The organism is Imperialibacter sp. EC-SDR9, from assembly GCF_902498805.1.
Classification (GTDB): Bacteria; Bacteroidota; Bacteroidia; order Cytophagales; family Cyclobacteriaceae; genus Imperialibacter.
The window spans coordinates 215,454-231,062 of the sequence record NZ_LR701576.1 but is presented as its reverse complement, the minus strand read 5'-3'; the positions used below and the strand labels follow the sequence as shown (position 1 = coordinate 231,062).

Here is a 15,609-nt window from a genome sequence, read left to right as displayed (position 1 = left end):
ATTGAGAAATAAGCGTTTTGGATACTGTAGGCCTTCAATAAACCATCCTCGGTGTCTTTTTGTAAACGGTGAGGCTTAGGTTCAAGTAGAAGATATCTCCGCTCCGCTGTGATATGGCAGAGATTCCGTGCTCAGCGACGGATCTTTTCTTCTCTTCTTTCTATTTGGCTCCAGTGAGCGCACCGCCGTCAATAGGAATCACCGTTCCGGTCATCCATGAAGAAGCATCGGACGCAAGAAACAAAGCCAGGCTGGCGATGTCGCTGGGTTGACCTAGTCGCTGTAAAAGGGTTGCCTTGCCTGCATTTTCAACTGCGGAGGCCGGGTCGGGAAATGCTTTTGCTGAGTCGTGGATCAGAGGTGTGTCCACCGGGCCAGGGCACATGATATTTACTCGTACGTTGGGACTGTAGTCGACAGCCACCTGCCGGGCCAGTGCCACTAGCCCAGCTTTTGAAGCACAATAAGCGGGATGATTGGGGAAGAACTTAAATGCTGCAATGGAAGCATTCACTACCACGGAAGCGCCCGGCTGCTTCATCATTTCAGGAAGCGCATATTTCAGCAGGTAAAAGACTGAACTCAGGTTCACATCCAGCGTTCGCTGCCATGACTCGATGGGCAGCTCCGTCACCCTGCCGAGCCCCAGGTCGCCGGCGTTGGTGCAGATTATATCTAGTTGTCCAAATTCCGACAGGGTACTTTTTACCAGCACCTCATTGACTGCCAGGTCGGCCACGTCTCCTTTTACGAAAATCGCTTTGCCCGCATGGCCGTTAATTTCATCTACCAGCGCCCGGCCAGCCGTTTCGTTTCTGCCACTGGCTACCACATTTGCCCCTTCTTTTGCATAAGCTAGTGCTATGGCCCGGCCCATGCCGCTGGTGGCTCCCGTGACGATGGCTGTTTTTCCTTTGAGTTGCATAAGACCAAAAATAGGGAATAAATGAAAGCGGTACTTGTACCCTGCATCAGTCAAAGAAAACGAAAATATTTATGGCCATCGCTTGAAAATAATCGTTAACTAATTATCAATTTTGCTGTTGTCATTTGACAGTATGTACAGAAGCGTTGCAGCCTTGTTTTTGCTCATTGTCATGGCCTTTTCTCAAGGGGCCAGTGCCAACGTTTATGAGTCGAGCATAGCGTCGGGGCACGCACTTCTTGCCAGTGGCCACGCCGACTACCTTCAGCCTTATGTTTCAGTTTTCGAGTCAGGCACAGGTGTTGGTTTCGTAAAGCTCCCCATTTCAAAGTTCCCGGGTCTACAGGCAGGCCTGGCTGCCGACGAGGCAACAGTGCTCGGACTCCGGCTTGTAAGTTTTTCTCAAACCTCTGATCATAACAAAAGGTGGATCACCGAAGTGGCCGCTCTTTTGTACCCCGCCCACGAGTTTTCATAAAAGAACATTTAGTTGCCCACGGGCAATCATTCGAGAGCAATGCTTTCGAGACACTATTGTTCTACCCTTTATTAAAAAAAAATCATGGAAACTCAAGAAATAATCATGTATGCAGTCATCATCATTGCGTGCGTTGCACCAGTGGTGTGGTTTGCAAGAACAGCCTCAAGTAAAAGCAGGCTCATTTTAAAAAGCATTAAAGCAGTTACTGGAAAGCTTCCCGCTCAGTATGATGTATGGACAGACAGAGGGATGGCTTTTGATGCAGCCACCCATCGCCTGGTGTTTGTCAACAACAGTCAGCCTGAGGTAATTACTCAGGTCATTCAGGCCGACGAGATTATTGATGCACATGTGCTGGTTAATGGAAAAAAGGCAGCGGACAGCAAAAAGACGATTGATCCAGCGAATGTGAACACTATCGTGCTCCAGCTTATTTGCTCTTCCAAAGACAACGGGGAGATATTGCTCTCCTTTTTTGATGTAAACTCGGACGGACCTTTTCACGCCAACATTCACTATCAGCTGGCTCGCAAATGGAAGAAAACCATTTTAGAACGCCCTGTACTAAACCATGCTTAGTGCAGAGTAAATCAAGGTGTTGAAAGCCAATATACCACATGATGACCAGGAAATTTGCGCCTTGGTTGTCATGTGGTTTTTCTTTTAAGCGTTGTCTTCGCAGCACCGGGCATCCAAAATATGCCACCCACCCAAAGGTATTCCCACTGGCTACTTTTTAGCAGGCAATTCTTCTTCAATCGAGTACTTTTCCAGTCGAACTTAATTTCACTGATATGTTGAAGAGGATACTACTATTGACCATAGCGGCAGCCTTTGGGCTCCAGGTACAGGCGCAAAAAATACTGATCCAATGCGGCTCACTCATAGATGGCGTGAGTGATACCCCCAGGTCGCAGGTGACTGTTACCATAGAGAATGATATGATCGTCGCTGTGGAGAACGGTTACAAGACAGGCGGAAAAAATGACAAGGTGATTGACCTGAAAGGCTACACGGTATTGCCGGGCTTTATCGATATGCATGTGCACATGGAAAGCGAGGCCAGCCGGGCCGGTTATGTCAAACGATTCACTCAGAATGAGGCCGACAAAGCTTTTGAAAGCACTGTTTATGCTAAAAAGACATTGATGGCGGGTTTTACCACCGTGCGTGACTGCGGCGGCTCGGGTGTCAATATTTCCCTTCGCAATGCCATCAATGCGGGCACTGTAGACGGCCCCAGAATCTACACAGCTGGTAAAACCATTTCTATTACCGGTGGCCATGGTGATCCAACCAACGGGCTTCCCTTTGATAAAATGGGTGATCCGGGACCAAAGGAAGGTGTGGCGAACAGCCCCGAAGACGGCCGCAAAGCAGTGCGTCAGCGCTATAAGGACGGGTCCGATTTTATCAAAATAACCGCTACAGGTGGTGTGCTTTCTGTGGCTAAGGACGGCTCGGGTCCATCCTTTACGTTGGAGGAAATAACTACCATTGTAGAAACTGCCAACGACATGCAAATGCACGTGGCGGCGCATGCCCATGGCGTAGAAGGCATGCAGAGAGCCATCAAAGGCGGTGTGACCACCATTGAGCATGGCACCTACATGGACAAAGAGACGATGGATTTGATGAGGCAATATGGCACATGGTACATCCCGACCATCATTGCGGGTGTTTCTGCCGCTGAAAATGCGGAGATTCCGGGCTTCTATCCAGCCATTGTTGCCGAAAAAGCCAGAACTATTGGCCCACTGATTCAGGGCACTTTTGCTGAAGCTTACAAATCGGGCGTGAAGATTGGCTTTGGCACCGATGCAGGAGTTTTCCCTCACGGTAAAAATGCCCGTGAGTTTGAACTTATGGTAGGTGGTGGCATGAAGCCCATGGAAGCGATTAAGGCCGCTACTTCGACCAATGCAGGCATTCTTCAGAACGAAAAGCTGGGTGCTGTGCAAACAGGCGGCTATGCCGACATTGTCGCTGTGAAAGGCGATCCTTTGAAAGATATCAAAGTACTACAGGATGTAAAATTTGTGATGAAGGCTGGTGCTGTTTACAAAAGCGAGTAAATTTTAGCTTCAAAGGAAATCAAATGATGGGGAAAAGCGTTTATTGGATGTTATATTTGATAAACGCTTGCCCCTTACCGTTATGAAAAAGCATCACATTTTAGTTTTGGCCATTGGAATGCTTGCAATGGTTTCTTGTAAAGACGAGGAAGCTGACCCAGCGGCACTCACAGGTAAAAGTGTTACTTACTCGCTTTTTACAGGCTCGAATGATTGGGGCTACCAGGGTGAGGTGACATTCTCTGAGCGAAACGATGGCCTGGCGGTAATAGGCATCAAACTCGATGGCCCCACAGGCACATCAAAGTTTCCCGCACACCTTCACTTTGGGCAATACAGCATTGAAGCAGACATGGCGGCTATGCTAAATCCGGTGGATGCAGCAACTGGTGAAGGCAAAACACTACTCACTCAGTTGACCAATGGCGACGAGATTTCATACGCAGAGCTTATCAATTTTGATGGGCACATCAAAGTGCATTTGGGTGACGGCGACAACAAAAGCCTGATCCTGGTCTATGGAAACGTAGGCAGCAACCCTACCACTGCCAATGCGGCTAACGTAGCCAATTGTGCCAGCTGGTAAGCCTGGTAGTTATTTTCCACCTTGGTAATTAAAGAGGTCACCCTGTGCGTCAGCACAGAGTAACCTCTTTAATTTAAGATCTGCTTTTCACATTGTCGGACAGGATTTCGGCGGCCAGGTACCAGTATCCTTGCGGGTTTCGCCTCCAAATCCTTACGAAATAACCTTTTTCTTTCATCAGCGCATCTATTTCATAACTGCCGTAGCTGTAGCCAAGGTCTTGCGAAACTGCCGTCCCGGAGTCGATGGTGGAAAAAATAGCAGAGCCTTTCATGTAGGGCGATGCTTCTGAAGATATCCAGGATAAAAATGAGCGTTTGTTGTAGAAGGGGTGAAACCCATTGATGGTTGACAGGAGATTAGTGGAAGCCATTTTTTGGTAGGCCGCTTTGATGCCTTTGGTGGCCATCACATTGAACAGGTAGTCTGCTTCTTCCAGGCTCTCTGCTTTGCTTTTGCCGTTGTCGGCCTCTCGTTTTCTTACATCATATTCAGCGCCGAACACATGCTCAGGGCCCGCTGCAGGTGCCGTAGCGCCCAGATCAAGCAGTACTTTCCACTCTCCTGAAGGCTGCTTTTTCCACACGGAGAAGAAATAGCCGTATTGTGGAGGCTGCCCATTTGAAGTGTTTGATGTAATTCTCCACGGGCCAGTGTTGAAGCCGAGGTCTCCGCCAATGGACGTGGCGCCATGGTAGGGCTCCCAGTAAAGTGTGCTGGCGGTGGGTTTGGGAGAAGGGATTTTTGCCGAGTTGACTTCCTGAGCGTTTTTTGGGTGCGGTTGAAACACCAGGCCATCAGGTGCAAAAAACTTGACCCATGCCTCGGGCAGGCCATTGTCGCCACAAAAAGCTGCAAAGTCCCTTTCCACTTGAATGAGCCCCTCGACGGAATCTTGCGCTGCTGTTTTTTCGGGCAACACAAGCAAGGCAACAAAAAATATCAGGCTCGATACTGACGTTACTTTTACGTGCATATAGTTGAGTTTGAAACCAATAAACATCTATCCGCCAATTACCCTTAACCCTATTTATCGCAAACTGCTATTTTCCGCATTTTATCAGGCACACCATCTATTTGATTCGTCGGGGTTACATGTTGCCCCTGATCGCTTCATGTATGAATATAGCTAATTTTTCGTTGAGAGGTAGCTTTAAAACCCAAAATGAAACTAAGTTGACGAGCGGCAAAGAACCTAATCGCATGCCGTAACGTTATGGCTGAACGGTTACTTTTTTGGCCGGAAGTTTATAAATTGGCAAAGTAATTCACTTGGATATGAGTTTTAGGATAAAGACATCTGTAGTTCTTTTGGCTCTTTTTGCAGCATTTACCTCATTTAACGTGCCCGAAAAAAAGGCAGAGGAGGGTGGTATTAAATGGATGACCTTCGAAGAAGCCGTTGCTGCCAACAAAGTGGCACCTAAAAAGATATTCATTGATTTATACACTGACTGGTGTGGGTGGTGCAAGGTAATGGATAAGAAAACCTTTTCTGTTGAGGCTATTTCGTCCTATGTCAACGCCAACTATTACGCAGTGAAATTCAATGCAGAGCAAAAGGAAGATGTGATTTTTGATGGCCACACCTTTAAGTTTGTCGCCAGCGGTCGCAATGGCTATCACGAGCTCGCCGCCACACTTACTCAAGGCAAGCTGAGTTATCCAATGGGCGTTTTTATGGATGAGGAAATGAGAATACTCACCCTGTTGCCAGGCTTTCAGGAGGCCAAATTTTTCGACACGGTCATTAAGTATTTTGGTGAAAACGGCCATAAAAAAGTTTCCTGGGAAGAGTGGCAAAAGTCTTACCAGTCCAATTTGTAGGAACTTTCGGATCTTTCAACCTTTTTGTACCTGAACGGCTTGGTTCATCAATCGTTCGTCACCATGAAATACCCGGGTAGCCTTCCTTACGCCCCAACCCACGCTAAATTCACATCAGCGGTTCCCCGAGTTTATGGTATTGATTAATCCTATATCTGATGCGCATTGTGGTCAAATTCCGGATCAAGCAACATTTCCGGGGGATTGATTTTCTTGACAAGGGTATTTTGTCTTTACATAAAGAAGCAAAACTGGTTCAATGCGTCCCACCCGGCCGGGTTAGGTTTGGACCTTTTGCTTCTTTATGATCTCCAATCGCTGAATAGGATAGCTCTATTTTTGAGTTTTACTCCCCAGGTTTATTGCTTGATCCCAAATTCCCCTAGTTTTATGACTTACTAAGGGAGCGAGAAGATGATTGTAGCGGGCTATGTTGCGGCTGTTTTTATTGGACTTGTACTGGGCTTGATAGGGGCAGGAGGTGCTGTGCTTGCTGTGCCGGTGTTGGTGTACCTTTTCGGCATCGACCCAATGCTGGCGACAGCCTACTCGTTGTTTATCGTCGGTGTCACATCCTCTATAGGGGCGGCCATCCGGTACAAACTTATTATTATGCATTTGCGGATTGCCATGCTGTTTGCCGTGCCCTCGCTCACCACCATCTTCCTCACCCGCATGTATGTAATTCCGGCCATCCCTCCCGTGATTGTTGAAATTGGTGGATTTCAACTTACCAAGGGAGCATTGTTGCTGTCTATTTTTGCCATCGTGATGTTTTTCAGTGCGTTTTCCATGATAAGGAATGAGCAACCAGAGGAGGAAGCTGCGCCAACCGTGATCACCAATTACTTTATACTTGTTTTAAGGAATGCATCGATAGGTGTGCTCTTTGGTTTGGTAGGTGCTGGCGGAGGTTTTCTCATCGTGCCCGCATTAGTGATTGTCATGAAACTGCCGATGAAGCATGCCATTGGTACTTCACTTTTCATCGTCAGTATCAATACGCTGCTCGGCTTTCTTGGCGATGTGGCCAATCAAGTGATTGATTGGCAGTTTCTTGCCGGTTTTTGCGGTATTTCAATTGCCGGGATGCTATTTGGAAGCTTCCTCGGTAAGAAAATAGACGGCAAACATTTGAAAAAGGGTTTTGGCTGGTTCGTACTTACCATGGCTGTTCTCATCTTCGCAAAGGAACTCTTTCTCTTCTGATGCTATTTTAAACTAAAGATGTACCTACATGAACTATTTTGAAGTAGAACCGTTATTTTCGAATCTGCGAGAAGAATGGAATTCCCGACAATAACACCTTCTTGCAGCAACTTCAACACCTGAAAGAGTAACTTATGATGGAATGGTTAAAGTCGCCATGGCCGTGGTACGTGGCTGGCCCGCTGATTGGGCTCATTACCCCTGCTTTCCTTTTGCTAGGGAACAAGACTTTTGGTATATCGTCGTCCCTGAGGGATATCTGTGCCGCATGCTTCCCATCAGGGATTGAGCTGTTCAAATACAACTGGAGGGAACGCACCTGGAACCTCGTTTTTGTTGCTGGAATTGTCATTGGTGCATTTCTATCCAGTCAAATCCTTTCTGACGGATCACCTGTTGCTATTTCTGATTCTACAAAGAGTGAGTTGATGGCCCTAGGCATTTCCGATTTCCATGGCCTGGCACCTGTAGAGCTTTTCTCCTGGCCCAACTTATTGACAGCCAAGGGATTTATTTTTATTATCCTCGGTGGTTTTCTCGTGGGCTTTGGCACCAGGTATGCAGGGGGCTGCACCTCAGGCCACACCATGTTTGGCCTTTCTTATTTTCAGATGGCTTCCCTTGTGGCTTCTATTAGCTTCTTTGTTGGGGGGCTGATTATGACTCATTTCCTGTTTGACTTTCTTTTTTAAAACCACGCCATGAAAAATATCAGGTATTTGTTTTTAGGAATTGTGTTTGGTGTTATTCTGACGAAAGCTGAGGTTATTTCGTGGTTCAGGATTCAGGAGATGTTTCGGTTTCAGTCCATACATATGTATGGGATTATTGGCTCAGCAGTAGTGGTGGGCGCTGTACTCGTATTTATTATCCGGAGACTTTCCCTGAAAACAATTGATGGAGAAACCGTTACCCTTCCGGCCAAGCGGATGGACAAAGGAGTAGTGATTGGCGGCACAATTTTCGGCCTCGGCTGGGCATTGACCGGCGCTTGCCCTGGCCCGCTGTACGCCCTGGTTGGAAGTGGAACCACCGTTATGATAGTAGGGCTTGCCAGCGCCCTGCTAGGCACATGGACGTATGGAGCCCTCCAAAAGAAACTCCCCCATTAAAAGAATTGTATTGACATAGAACCTCACCTTTAGCCGAGCCCAAAGTGTTCTTTGGCTATAGTTCTAAGATTAGACTCAGACAATGGTTTAATGATGAATCCGGTTACTGATTTATACGACAGTGCTTTCTCTTTGTCCTTTACATCTACTGAGGAAGAAAGGATAAAAACCTTGCAGTTTTTAATGAAACTGGATCCTGCTTTTTCTATGCCCTCAATTATTTCCCATCCATCAAGCAAAGGCATGTTGATATCAACCATTAACATGGTTGGGTAACTTTCTTCAGTCAGTTGTTTGGTGAGGTAGTCAAGCCCTTTCTGGCTGTTCGTGAACTTTTTAATCTCTTTAGTGAGTCCGATGTTTTCCAATGCTTTGCTACAGAGAAACTGGAAAATTTCATCATCATCTATAATTACTACTCGCTTCATAGAGAACCAGAGAATGTGTATTCAATTAGTTTGTACTATTGATTTTAAAAGGAGTGATGGCCTGCAAATTGATACTTACTTATAACAACAGTTGTTTAACGACTGTTCTCTAATCTAGTTGAAAGACTGAATTATTTGTATGTATCTACTTTAAATTTTATCGAATGCTTTTAGAGAGTAGATTTTGACAGGGAAGAAGATTTTCACCTGCTTTTTTTTACTGATAGCGAGCCGAATAGGTCGAGCTTAAATGTATATTATCGACAAAATTATTGGTGATAATAACATTAAATATACCAATTTGTTCAGACAAAAACCAGATGGTGACCGCCGTTTGTTTCAGACAAGTTTAGATGTACCCGGCCACTTTGTAGCTAATGATTCCTACCCACTCTCTAATTAGAACTTCCCAAATGCGAAGGCTGTTGCTGGACGGAATTATTAAATCCAAAGGGCTCCATTCCCATGGGCCTGAGTAAAGATCAGTGCTGAAAGCATCAGGTTGGAGCTCAACCTTTCTAAAGCATGCCAGGGATCGCCGCATGTGAAAAGCGGAGGTGATTAACAGAAACGGTTTTCCGGGCCAGTTTTTTTTAATAAGCTCAGCACTGTAAAGGGCATTCTCTCTGGTGTTGCGGGAATCACCCTCAACGAAGAGGTGGCCGGGAGAAACGCCAGCCATTAGAGCGGTTTGTTTCAGTCCCTCAGATTCTGACACCTCCTGATGAAGCAGGGAACCGGAACCACCTGTAATCAAAATGTTGTCAATTTTGCCTTCATGGTAGAGCTGAATAGCGTGAATGATTCTATCGGCACCCTTGTTGAAGTGTACCCTGTCTTTTGGCTCTTGCATAGGGTTGGTTACACCTGTAAGAACAACTCCTACGGCAGCGTGGTCAGGAAGACTGCTGATCAAAACGGGGTTCACTTCCCATAGCTTCATGGCCAAATTAGAAATAGCAGGATTGGTGAAAAAGACCAGCAGAGAAAGTCCAGTAAGCCTCAGCCTTTTTTTCCATCCTTTTCTTTTAATGAAATAAGGCAGCAACATGCAGAGCATTATCCAACTGACGGGTGTAAGCAACCAGCTAAGAATTTTGGAGAGGATGAAAAACATAGTTTTACTTGTTGTCTTCGCTTAGTTCAAGACCATAATTGATGCCTTTTTCAACCGCTGGAACGCCCTCAGTCATCCATAGTGGGGCAGGGGCATCCATCAGGTAATAATCGAAATACTGTTGCATACGTATCGTCCAGTCTTTTCTGTTAGGATACCTCAACGGCCAGTGTGGCTGGTCGTTGTAGGAGATCATCCAGGTGGGCTTTCCAAGCCTTTTGAGAGCTGAGAATAGTTCTATACCCTGATACCAGGGAACATGGCCGTCGGCGTCGTTGTGCATGATCAGCAGCGGTGTATTGACCTTGTCGAGCCAGAACAGCGGAGAGTTCTCCAGAAACCTTAGTGGGTATTCCCAAAGAGATCCACCGATACGGCTTTGTGTATGTTCGTATTGGAACATTCTGCTTAGCCCTGTTTGCCAGCGAATGCCGCCATAGGCACTTGTCATGTTTGGCACAGGGGCACCTGCTTCGGCTGCTTTGAATAGCTGGGTTTTGGTAACCATATAGGCTATCTGATATCCACCCCAACTATGGCCCTGTACGCCTATTCTGTCCTTGTCGATAAAGCCCTGCGATATGAGCGATGTAACGCCGGGCATGACGCAATTGATGGCGCTTTCACCAGGGTAGCCAATTTTGTAAACGATGTCCGGCACAAACACCACATAACCCCTCGATGTGTAGAAGGTGAAGTTGATGATTGACCTCCCAAATTCAGGAGTGATATGATTGTGAAAGTTATCAGCATTTTGCTCGTAGAAATAGACCATCATAGGGTACTTTTTCTTTGGGTCAAAGTTGTCTGGTTTAAAGAGCATCCCTTCCAGCGGTATGCCGTCGAGTGACACCCAGTTGAACAATTCTTCCGTTCCCCAAAGGAAATTCTGCTGCTGCGGATTTACGTCGCTTATTTGTTCTACGTTCGAGAATTTGCTGTTGGTGAGCTGCAGGTTGGGGAACTCACGGTAGGTTTCCCGGGTAACGAGCCACGTGTCAGCATTTAAAGCTTTCTTTTCAAATTGAAGCTGGGCGTCTTCCATTATCAACTGTGAAGGAGGGGCGCTTCCTTTGAGCTTAAGCGCAAAAAAGCCGTGCTGCTTTTTCTCATTCTGGAAACCCTTCAGCACTATCTCGGCGTTGGCTTTAATCGATGTTTCTTCAGGATCCGTTTTTACGTAGCGATAAGTAATGGAAGTTTCCCGGCCGTTGCGGGTAATCCGCTCTTTGGTGGCAGGGTTCAAGGGGTCAATTTTCCATATATCAAACCGGTCGTAAACGAGGATGTGGCTGTCGTTCTCCAGCCAGCCAGCGATGCCATATGGAGAAGGGAAATTGGGAGAGTCGTTTTCCTCATCGGAAAAGAAGACTTTTGAGTTGTCAGTTAGCTTGCGAATGGTGCCGGATGCCATTTCCAGACTATGCCAGGCGCTATCGGCCACATCGTACCAGTAGCCGAACTTGCCGGCGGGTGAAATATTCTCCATCACCCGGGCCTTTCTTTTTGCCAGCTTAGCTGCGCCAGTGTTGATATTGATAATGTAAATGTCCTGATTGATGGGCGATCCTTCCCACTGAGAAACTACCCTGTACTCGGCTGATTCATAGCCGCCAAGGGCAAAGTTACCGACACCTTCCTTTGTGATTTTCACCTCCTGCAGCTGAAGGTTTCCCAGCTGTACGGGTTTGTTGCTGTCAAAATGGTATACGGCCAGATAGCCTCTTTTGAGTTGCTCGTCCGAGAGCACTTTCTGCCTTGGCTGCAGATAATCATCTTTGTAATGCCATACATCCACTTTGGCTTTTTCTTCATCCAGCAGCGTAGTGTCTCCCACAAGAGGCTTGGGTTGGGTGCCAAAAAAAAGCCGCTTATTGTCATCGCTGAACTTCAAGTCCTGAGGGGCCATTTGCCAGTCCTTCATCAGAAAGGCGTCGTCGGCTTGCACGATCACCCTGCCGCTGTCCTGACCAGGCGTCCATTCAAAAAGGCCATACGTTTGAAAGGGCTTTTTCAATGTGTCGCTATCAAAAAGAAAGGCCAGTCTGCTGCCATCGTTTGCCAGCCTGAGGCCATCGTATTTGCCCTTGCTGCGAAACACAGGCTTCATGACCAGGTCGTTCTTACTCACTGTATAAATGCCTGGCGAAAAGCCTTTGTCGTCACCAGTTGACTGAAATGCCAGCCTGCTGCCGTTTTCGCTGAACTCGTAGCTGGTTACGAATGGGTAAGTCTGGTGGGAGCCATCGGCCAGCTTGAGCACATGCAGTGTGTAGCCATTGTCGTCGCTTATTTTTTTAACTTTTTTTGACGTAGAATCTTTCTTATCTGGTTTTGCTGCTGACAAATAGGCCAGCCACTCTCCGTTCTTTTCTGGAAGTTTAAAGGATTTTACTTCTGCTATTTTTTCAAGGGAACCGTCGGCGAGTGTAAAAATAGCCAGGGAGTCTTTTGGTAGCTCGTCTTTCTTTTTCTTGAGCCGCTTCAGGGCTCTAACCGAGTCCAGCTGTGGCTCCACCAGGGCGATCAGGTGCTTTGCGTCGAAAGTGAACTTTGGCTTGCTGCCCCGGGGAATGATAAAGTCGGTTTTGGTTCTAAGGTTTTTAATAACGAGGGTGTTGTCACCTTCATCAGGGCCGAAAATGTATTCGGCCCATTTGCCATCGGACGAAAGGTCTTCGGTTTTAATTTTGTTCCAACCGGCCACGTCGTCGTGTGTCAGCACTCTTTTTTGAGCCAATAGATCAGAAGTGACAAAGGCTACTACCAGGCACAAGCAAATTTTGAAACTACGGTACATCATTTTTTTGGTTTTCGCATAGAGGGGACTCCGCTGAATCCCTTCATTACTTTTTTGGGTATATCAAAATAAAGAGTGGTGATAAGGATGATACTCATCACCCAGATAATGGCGGCGTTGAAGTACAGGGTGGGGTAGTACGTGCCGAGAAAGTGCTTTTCCGGCACAAAGAACCCAGTTCTGAAGTCGAGTGGGTGCAAAGGATGAGGCCTGCTATAAATAGGGTATATTTTTTGAATAAGGTGACCTCTTTTTTCGATGATTCTTTCCTGCACGGCAGTGTTTTTCACCATCTGCCCAATGCTTTCATTTTCATACTCATTTTTCAATGCAATGTACTCCTGCCTCTCCTCATCGGTTTTTGTAAGTGACTGAACGGTTTCGTCTTTTTCTTTGAAAGCCTTATTGTATCGATTATTGTAGAACTTTCTCATGGCTTTCATAAAGTCCATGCTTGCCTCAAAAGTGGCTTCATCAAAGTCCTTTATGTTCAGCCTTTCGTAGGAAGGTAGCTTGTCGTAGCCGATCACATCTAGTTCTTTGCCCAACTCGTTACGGAGTAGTGTAAATCTCTCTTCGAGCGAAGCGGCATATTTCTCCTTTTCAGTTACGTTATGGCAATACTCCAGTGCTGCTTCCAGCTTGGGAGCCCAATACACCGTTTTGTACTCCGACTGGGCCATGTCTTTATCAAACTGATAAAACTGGCTGGTGAAGGGGTTGTCCTTGTACTGGGTGACAGCCAGGGCCTCGAAGGCCCACCGTGAGGCCATTATTTCACCAATGATTGGCACTTTGGTGTTATTGGCAAACGTTGGGTTGAGCTTGTCGAAGTTTACCACCACGCCGCTTAAAATTAGCTGAGGAATGAGCAGGATGGGAATGATGATGTAGATCGTAATGGCAGAATTGAAAGCAGATGAAATATTTAGCCCCAGCACGTTGGCGAAGCAAGAAACTGAAAACAGCACTAACCAGTAAGACCACGTCATACCGTCAATCTCGAGAATCCAGTCGCCTATGAGCACATAGAACAGGGTTTGGATGGCAGAGAATGAAAAAAGAATCAGCAGCTTGGAAACCAGGTAGCTCATTCTGCTCAGATGAAGAAATGCCTCCCTTTTCAGGATTTTACTGTCTTTAATGATCTCTTCGGCGCTTACTGTTAGGCCCATGAACAATGCTACAATCACACTCATGAAGAAAAAGGCCACTATGTTGAGGTTCTCATAGAAGCTGTATGATTTGGCGGGGTCGTAGTACCTCACGATGTAGGCCAGGAGGGCTGCCAGCAGAGGCGCCTCCAGCAAGTTAATAGCCAGGTACTGCTGGTTGGAAAACTTGGACAAGAGGTCTCTTGTAGCGAAGATTCTTATCTGCTTAAGCTTGTTGGGTATGCTGAGCGTTTTTTCGGGCAGCGATGGTTCTGGCTCTACTTTAGGCAGGGTAATGTGCTTTTTGAAAAAACTGTACCAGTCGAGGGGTTGGAACTTTCGTTTGTCGGTGACGTGCCCGTACTCATTCACCACCTTGGTTTCGATGATGTTGAAGATTTGCTCCGGATTAACATTGCCGCATTCTACACATTCGCCTCGTTCCGCATCTACCAGGTTCACAATGTTTTTGAAGTAGATCACCGCATCCACAGGGTTGCCATAGTAGATCTGGTAGCCGCCCACGTCGAGGATTACCAGCTTGTCAAACATTTTGAAAATCTCCGACGATGGCTGGTGGATGACAACGAATACCATTTTCCCCTTAAGAGAGAGCTCCTTTAGCAGGTCCATGATGTTCTCAGAGTCTCTTGAAGATAGTCCACTGGTTGGTTCATCCACAAAGAGGACAGAAGGCTCCCGGAGTAGCTCCAGGCCAATATTCAGCCGCTTACGTTGTCCGCCGCTGATGGTTTTTTGAAGAGGAGAACCCACTTTCAAATCCCTGGTTTCGATAAGGCCCAGCGATTGGAGCGTTTTCATGACTAACTCGTCAATTTGCTCGTCGGTTTTGTCGGTAAAGCAAAGCTTGCCTGCATAAAAGAGGTTTTGATAAACTGACAACTCTTCTATCAGCAGATCATCCTGTGGCACGTAGCCAATAACGCCTTCTATCTTTTTTCCATCCTTGTGTACATCGATGCCATTGATCAGCACTGATCCCTCAGAAGGTTTTTCGGTACTGTTTAGCACGTTTAGCAGCGTGGATTTGCCAGCGCCGCTGCCGCCCATTAAGCCAATGAGTTTTCCACCATCTTCTGCTATATTGATATTTTGCAGGCCCAGCTTACCATTCCTGAACTTAAAGGACACGTTGTCTGCCTGAAAGCTGATTTTGGTCGAAGCCGTTTCGTTTCTGAATTTTGACACCACATCGCTGTAGTAAAGCGATTTCGATATCCTGCTCCGCACACTGCTTCCTGAAGAAAACGCTTGTATCCTGTTGCTCTTCAGGTGGATGCCGTTGAGATGCAGAGATGCCTTTCCTACATATTTGATGAAGTAGTTTTCAATGACAGGAATACGGAGGATGGCGATAAAGCCGGGGAGGCCGTCCAGTGTAATGTGATGAGATTTAGCAGGGCTAATCTCCATGCCATCATCTGCCACTAATATGTTGGTGTTGTCAAGCTTGGAGCGATCCGTATACATGACAAACTTTTTCATCAGATCAATAGCGGGGTCTTTAATATTGAACCGATCCCCAATGAAATAAACCAACTCCTTCTCCCGCTCACTGATTTCTCCGTCGGCAACAATTACCTCCAGGAGGTCAATCATTACTACTATTTTCTGCGACTGGGTAAGCTCTTTGTTGATGCCCTCGGTAAGCGATATGATTTCGGCCTTGTCGTCGAAATTTTCTTTCTGAAGCATTTCGGCTGTGAGGCTATCGAAAAAGTTCATGTACTTGTCCTGATCCTGCCTGCTTATGTTTTCCTCAAGAAACTGCAGGATGGATAGCCGTTCGTCGTCCGTCACGTCGTCTTCCTTGGCTACAATTGCCAGCAGGTGTATAATCGCTTTAAGTAGTTGTTCGCTCATGGCAAAATTGT

The 15,609-nt window shown here is 46.6% G+C and carries 14 protein-coding genes; 8 read left to right on the top strand and 6 right to left on the bottom strand.

Annotated features, from left to right (window positions below; genetic code table 11):
* Window positions 1–160: 160 nt before the first annotated feature.
* The gene (locus GC130_RS05280) at window positions 161–925 is read right to left on the bottom strand and encodes an SDR family NAD(P)-dependent oxidoreductase (RefSeq protein ID WP_151997228.1); all 765 of its coding nucleotides are present in this window, start codon (window positions 923–925) and stop codon (window positions 161–163) included.
* 133 nt (window positions 926–1,058) lie between these two features.
* Here GC130_RS05280 and GC130_RS05275 point away from each other — a divergent pair, with 133 nt between their 5' ends.
* The 4 genes from GC130_RS05275 (at window position 1,059) to GC130_RS05260 (ending at window position 4,067) form a co-directional block, all read left to right on the top strand.
* Window positions 1,059–1,403, top strand: coding sequence for a hypothetical protein (locus GC130_RS05275; RefSeq protein ID WP_151997227.1), 345 nt, complete (start codon window positions 1,059–1,061; stop codon window positions 1,401–1,403).
* An 84-nt stretch (window positions 1,404–1,487) separates the two neighbouring features.
* Complete coding sequence (locus GC130_RS05270; RefSeq protein WP_151997226.1) at window positions 1,488–1,985, top strand: hypothetical protein; 498 nt, start codon at window positions 1,488–1,490, stop codon at window positions 1,983–1,985.
* Window positions 1,986–2,200: 215 nt separating this feature from the next.
* The gene (locus GC130_RS05265; RefSeq protein WP_151997225.1) at window positions 2,201–3,481 is read left to right on the top strand and encodes an amidohydrolase family protein; all 1,281 of its coding nucleotides are present in this window, start codon (window positions 2,201–2,203) and stop codon (window positions 3,479–3,481) included.
* 82 nt (window positions 3,482–3,563) lie between these two features.
* Window positions 3,564–4,067, top strand: coding sequence for a hypothetical protein (locus GC130_RS05260; RefSeq protein WP_151997224.1), 504 nt, complete (start codon window positions 3,564–3,566; stop codon window positions 4,065–4,067).
* A gap of 73 nt (window positions 4,068–4,140) precedes the next feature.
* Here GC130_RS05260 and GC130_RS05255 read toward each other — a convergent pair whose 3' ends face one another.
* Entirely contained in the window at window positions 4,141–5,043 is a 903-nt protein-coding gene (locus tag GC130_RS05255) for a nuclear transport factor 2 family protein (protein WP_151997223.1), read from the bottom strand.
* Window positions 5,044–5,345: 302 nt separating this feature from the next.
* Between GC130_RS05255 and GC130_RS05250 the strand changes: the two genes are divergently transcribed.
* The 4 genes from GC130_RS05250 (at window position 5,346) to GC130_RS05235 (ending at window position 8,215) form a co-directional block, all read left to right on the top strand.
* The gene (locus tag GC130_RS05250; protein ID WP_151997222.1) at window positions 5,346–5,894 is read left to right on the top strand and encodes a DUF255 domain-containing protein; all 549 of its coding nucleotides are present in this window, start codon (window positions 5,346–5,348) and stop codon (window positions 5,892–5,894) included.
* 414 nt (window positions 5,895–6,308) lie between these two features.
* Entirely contained in the window at window positions 6,309–7,103 is a 795-nt protein-coding gene (locus tag GC130_RS05245) for a sulfite exporter TauE/SafE family protein (protein ID WP_151997221.1), read from the top strand.
* A 134-nt stretch (window positions 7,104–7,237) separates the two neighbouring features.
* Window positions 7,238–7,795 (top strand): YeeE/YedE family protein, encoded by a 558-nt coding sequence (locus GC130_RS05240; RefSeq protein ID WP_151997220.1) that lies wholly within the window; start codon window positions 7,238–7,240, stop codon window positions 7,793–7,795.
* Window positions 7,796–7,804: 9 nt separating this feature from the next.
* On the top strand, window positions 7,805–8,215 hold the full coding sequence (locus GC130_RS05235; RefSeq protein WP_151997219.1) for a DUF6691 family protein: 411 nt from the start codon (window positions 7,805–7,807) through the stop codon (window positions 8,213–8,215).
* 29 nt (window positions 8,216–8,244) lie between these two features.
* Here GC130_RS05235 and GC130_RS05230 read toward each other — a convergent pair whose 3' ends face one another.
* From GC130_RS05230 to GC130_RS05215, 4 genes are all read right to left on the bottom strand, one after another.
* On the bottom strand, window positions 8,245–8,643 hold the full coding sequence (locus GC130_RS05230; RefSeq protein ID WP_151997218.1) for a response regulator: 399 nt from the start codon (window positions 8,641–8,643) through the stop codon (window positions 8,245–8,247).
* 349 nt (window positions 8,644–8,992) lie between these two features.
* Window positions 8,993–9,760: a YdcF family protein gene (locus tag GC130_RS05225; RefSeq protein WP_151997217.1), complete on the bottom strand. Its 768-nt coding sequence runs from the start codon at window positions 9,758–9,760 to the stop codon at window positions 8,993–8,995.
* A gap of 4 nt (window positions 9,761–9,764) precedes the next feature.
* The gene (locus GC130_RS05220; RefSeq protein ID WP_151997216.1) at window positions 9,765–12,563 is read right to left on the bottom strand and encodes a prolyl oligopeptidase family serine peptidase; all 2,799 of its coding nucleotides are present in this window, start codon (window positions 12,561–12,563) and stop codon (window positions 9,765–9,767) included.
* Window positions 12,560–15,598: an ATP-binding cassette domain-containing protein gene (locus GC130_RS05215; protein WP_151997215.1), complete on the bottom strand. Its 3,039-nt coding sequence runs from the start codon at window positions 15,596–15,598 to the stop codon at window positions 12,560–12,562. The genes GC130_RS05220 and GC130_RS05215 overlap by 4 nt, the downstream gene beginning before the upstream one ends.
* Window positions 15,599–15,609: the final 11 nt, after the last annotated feature.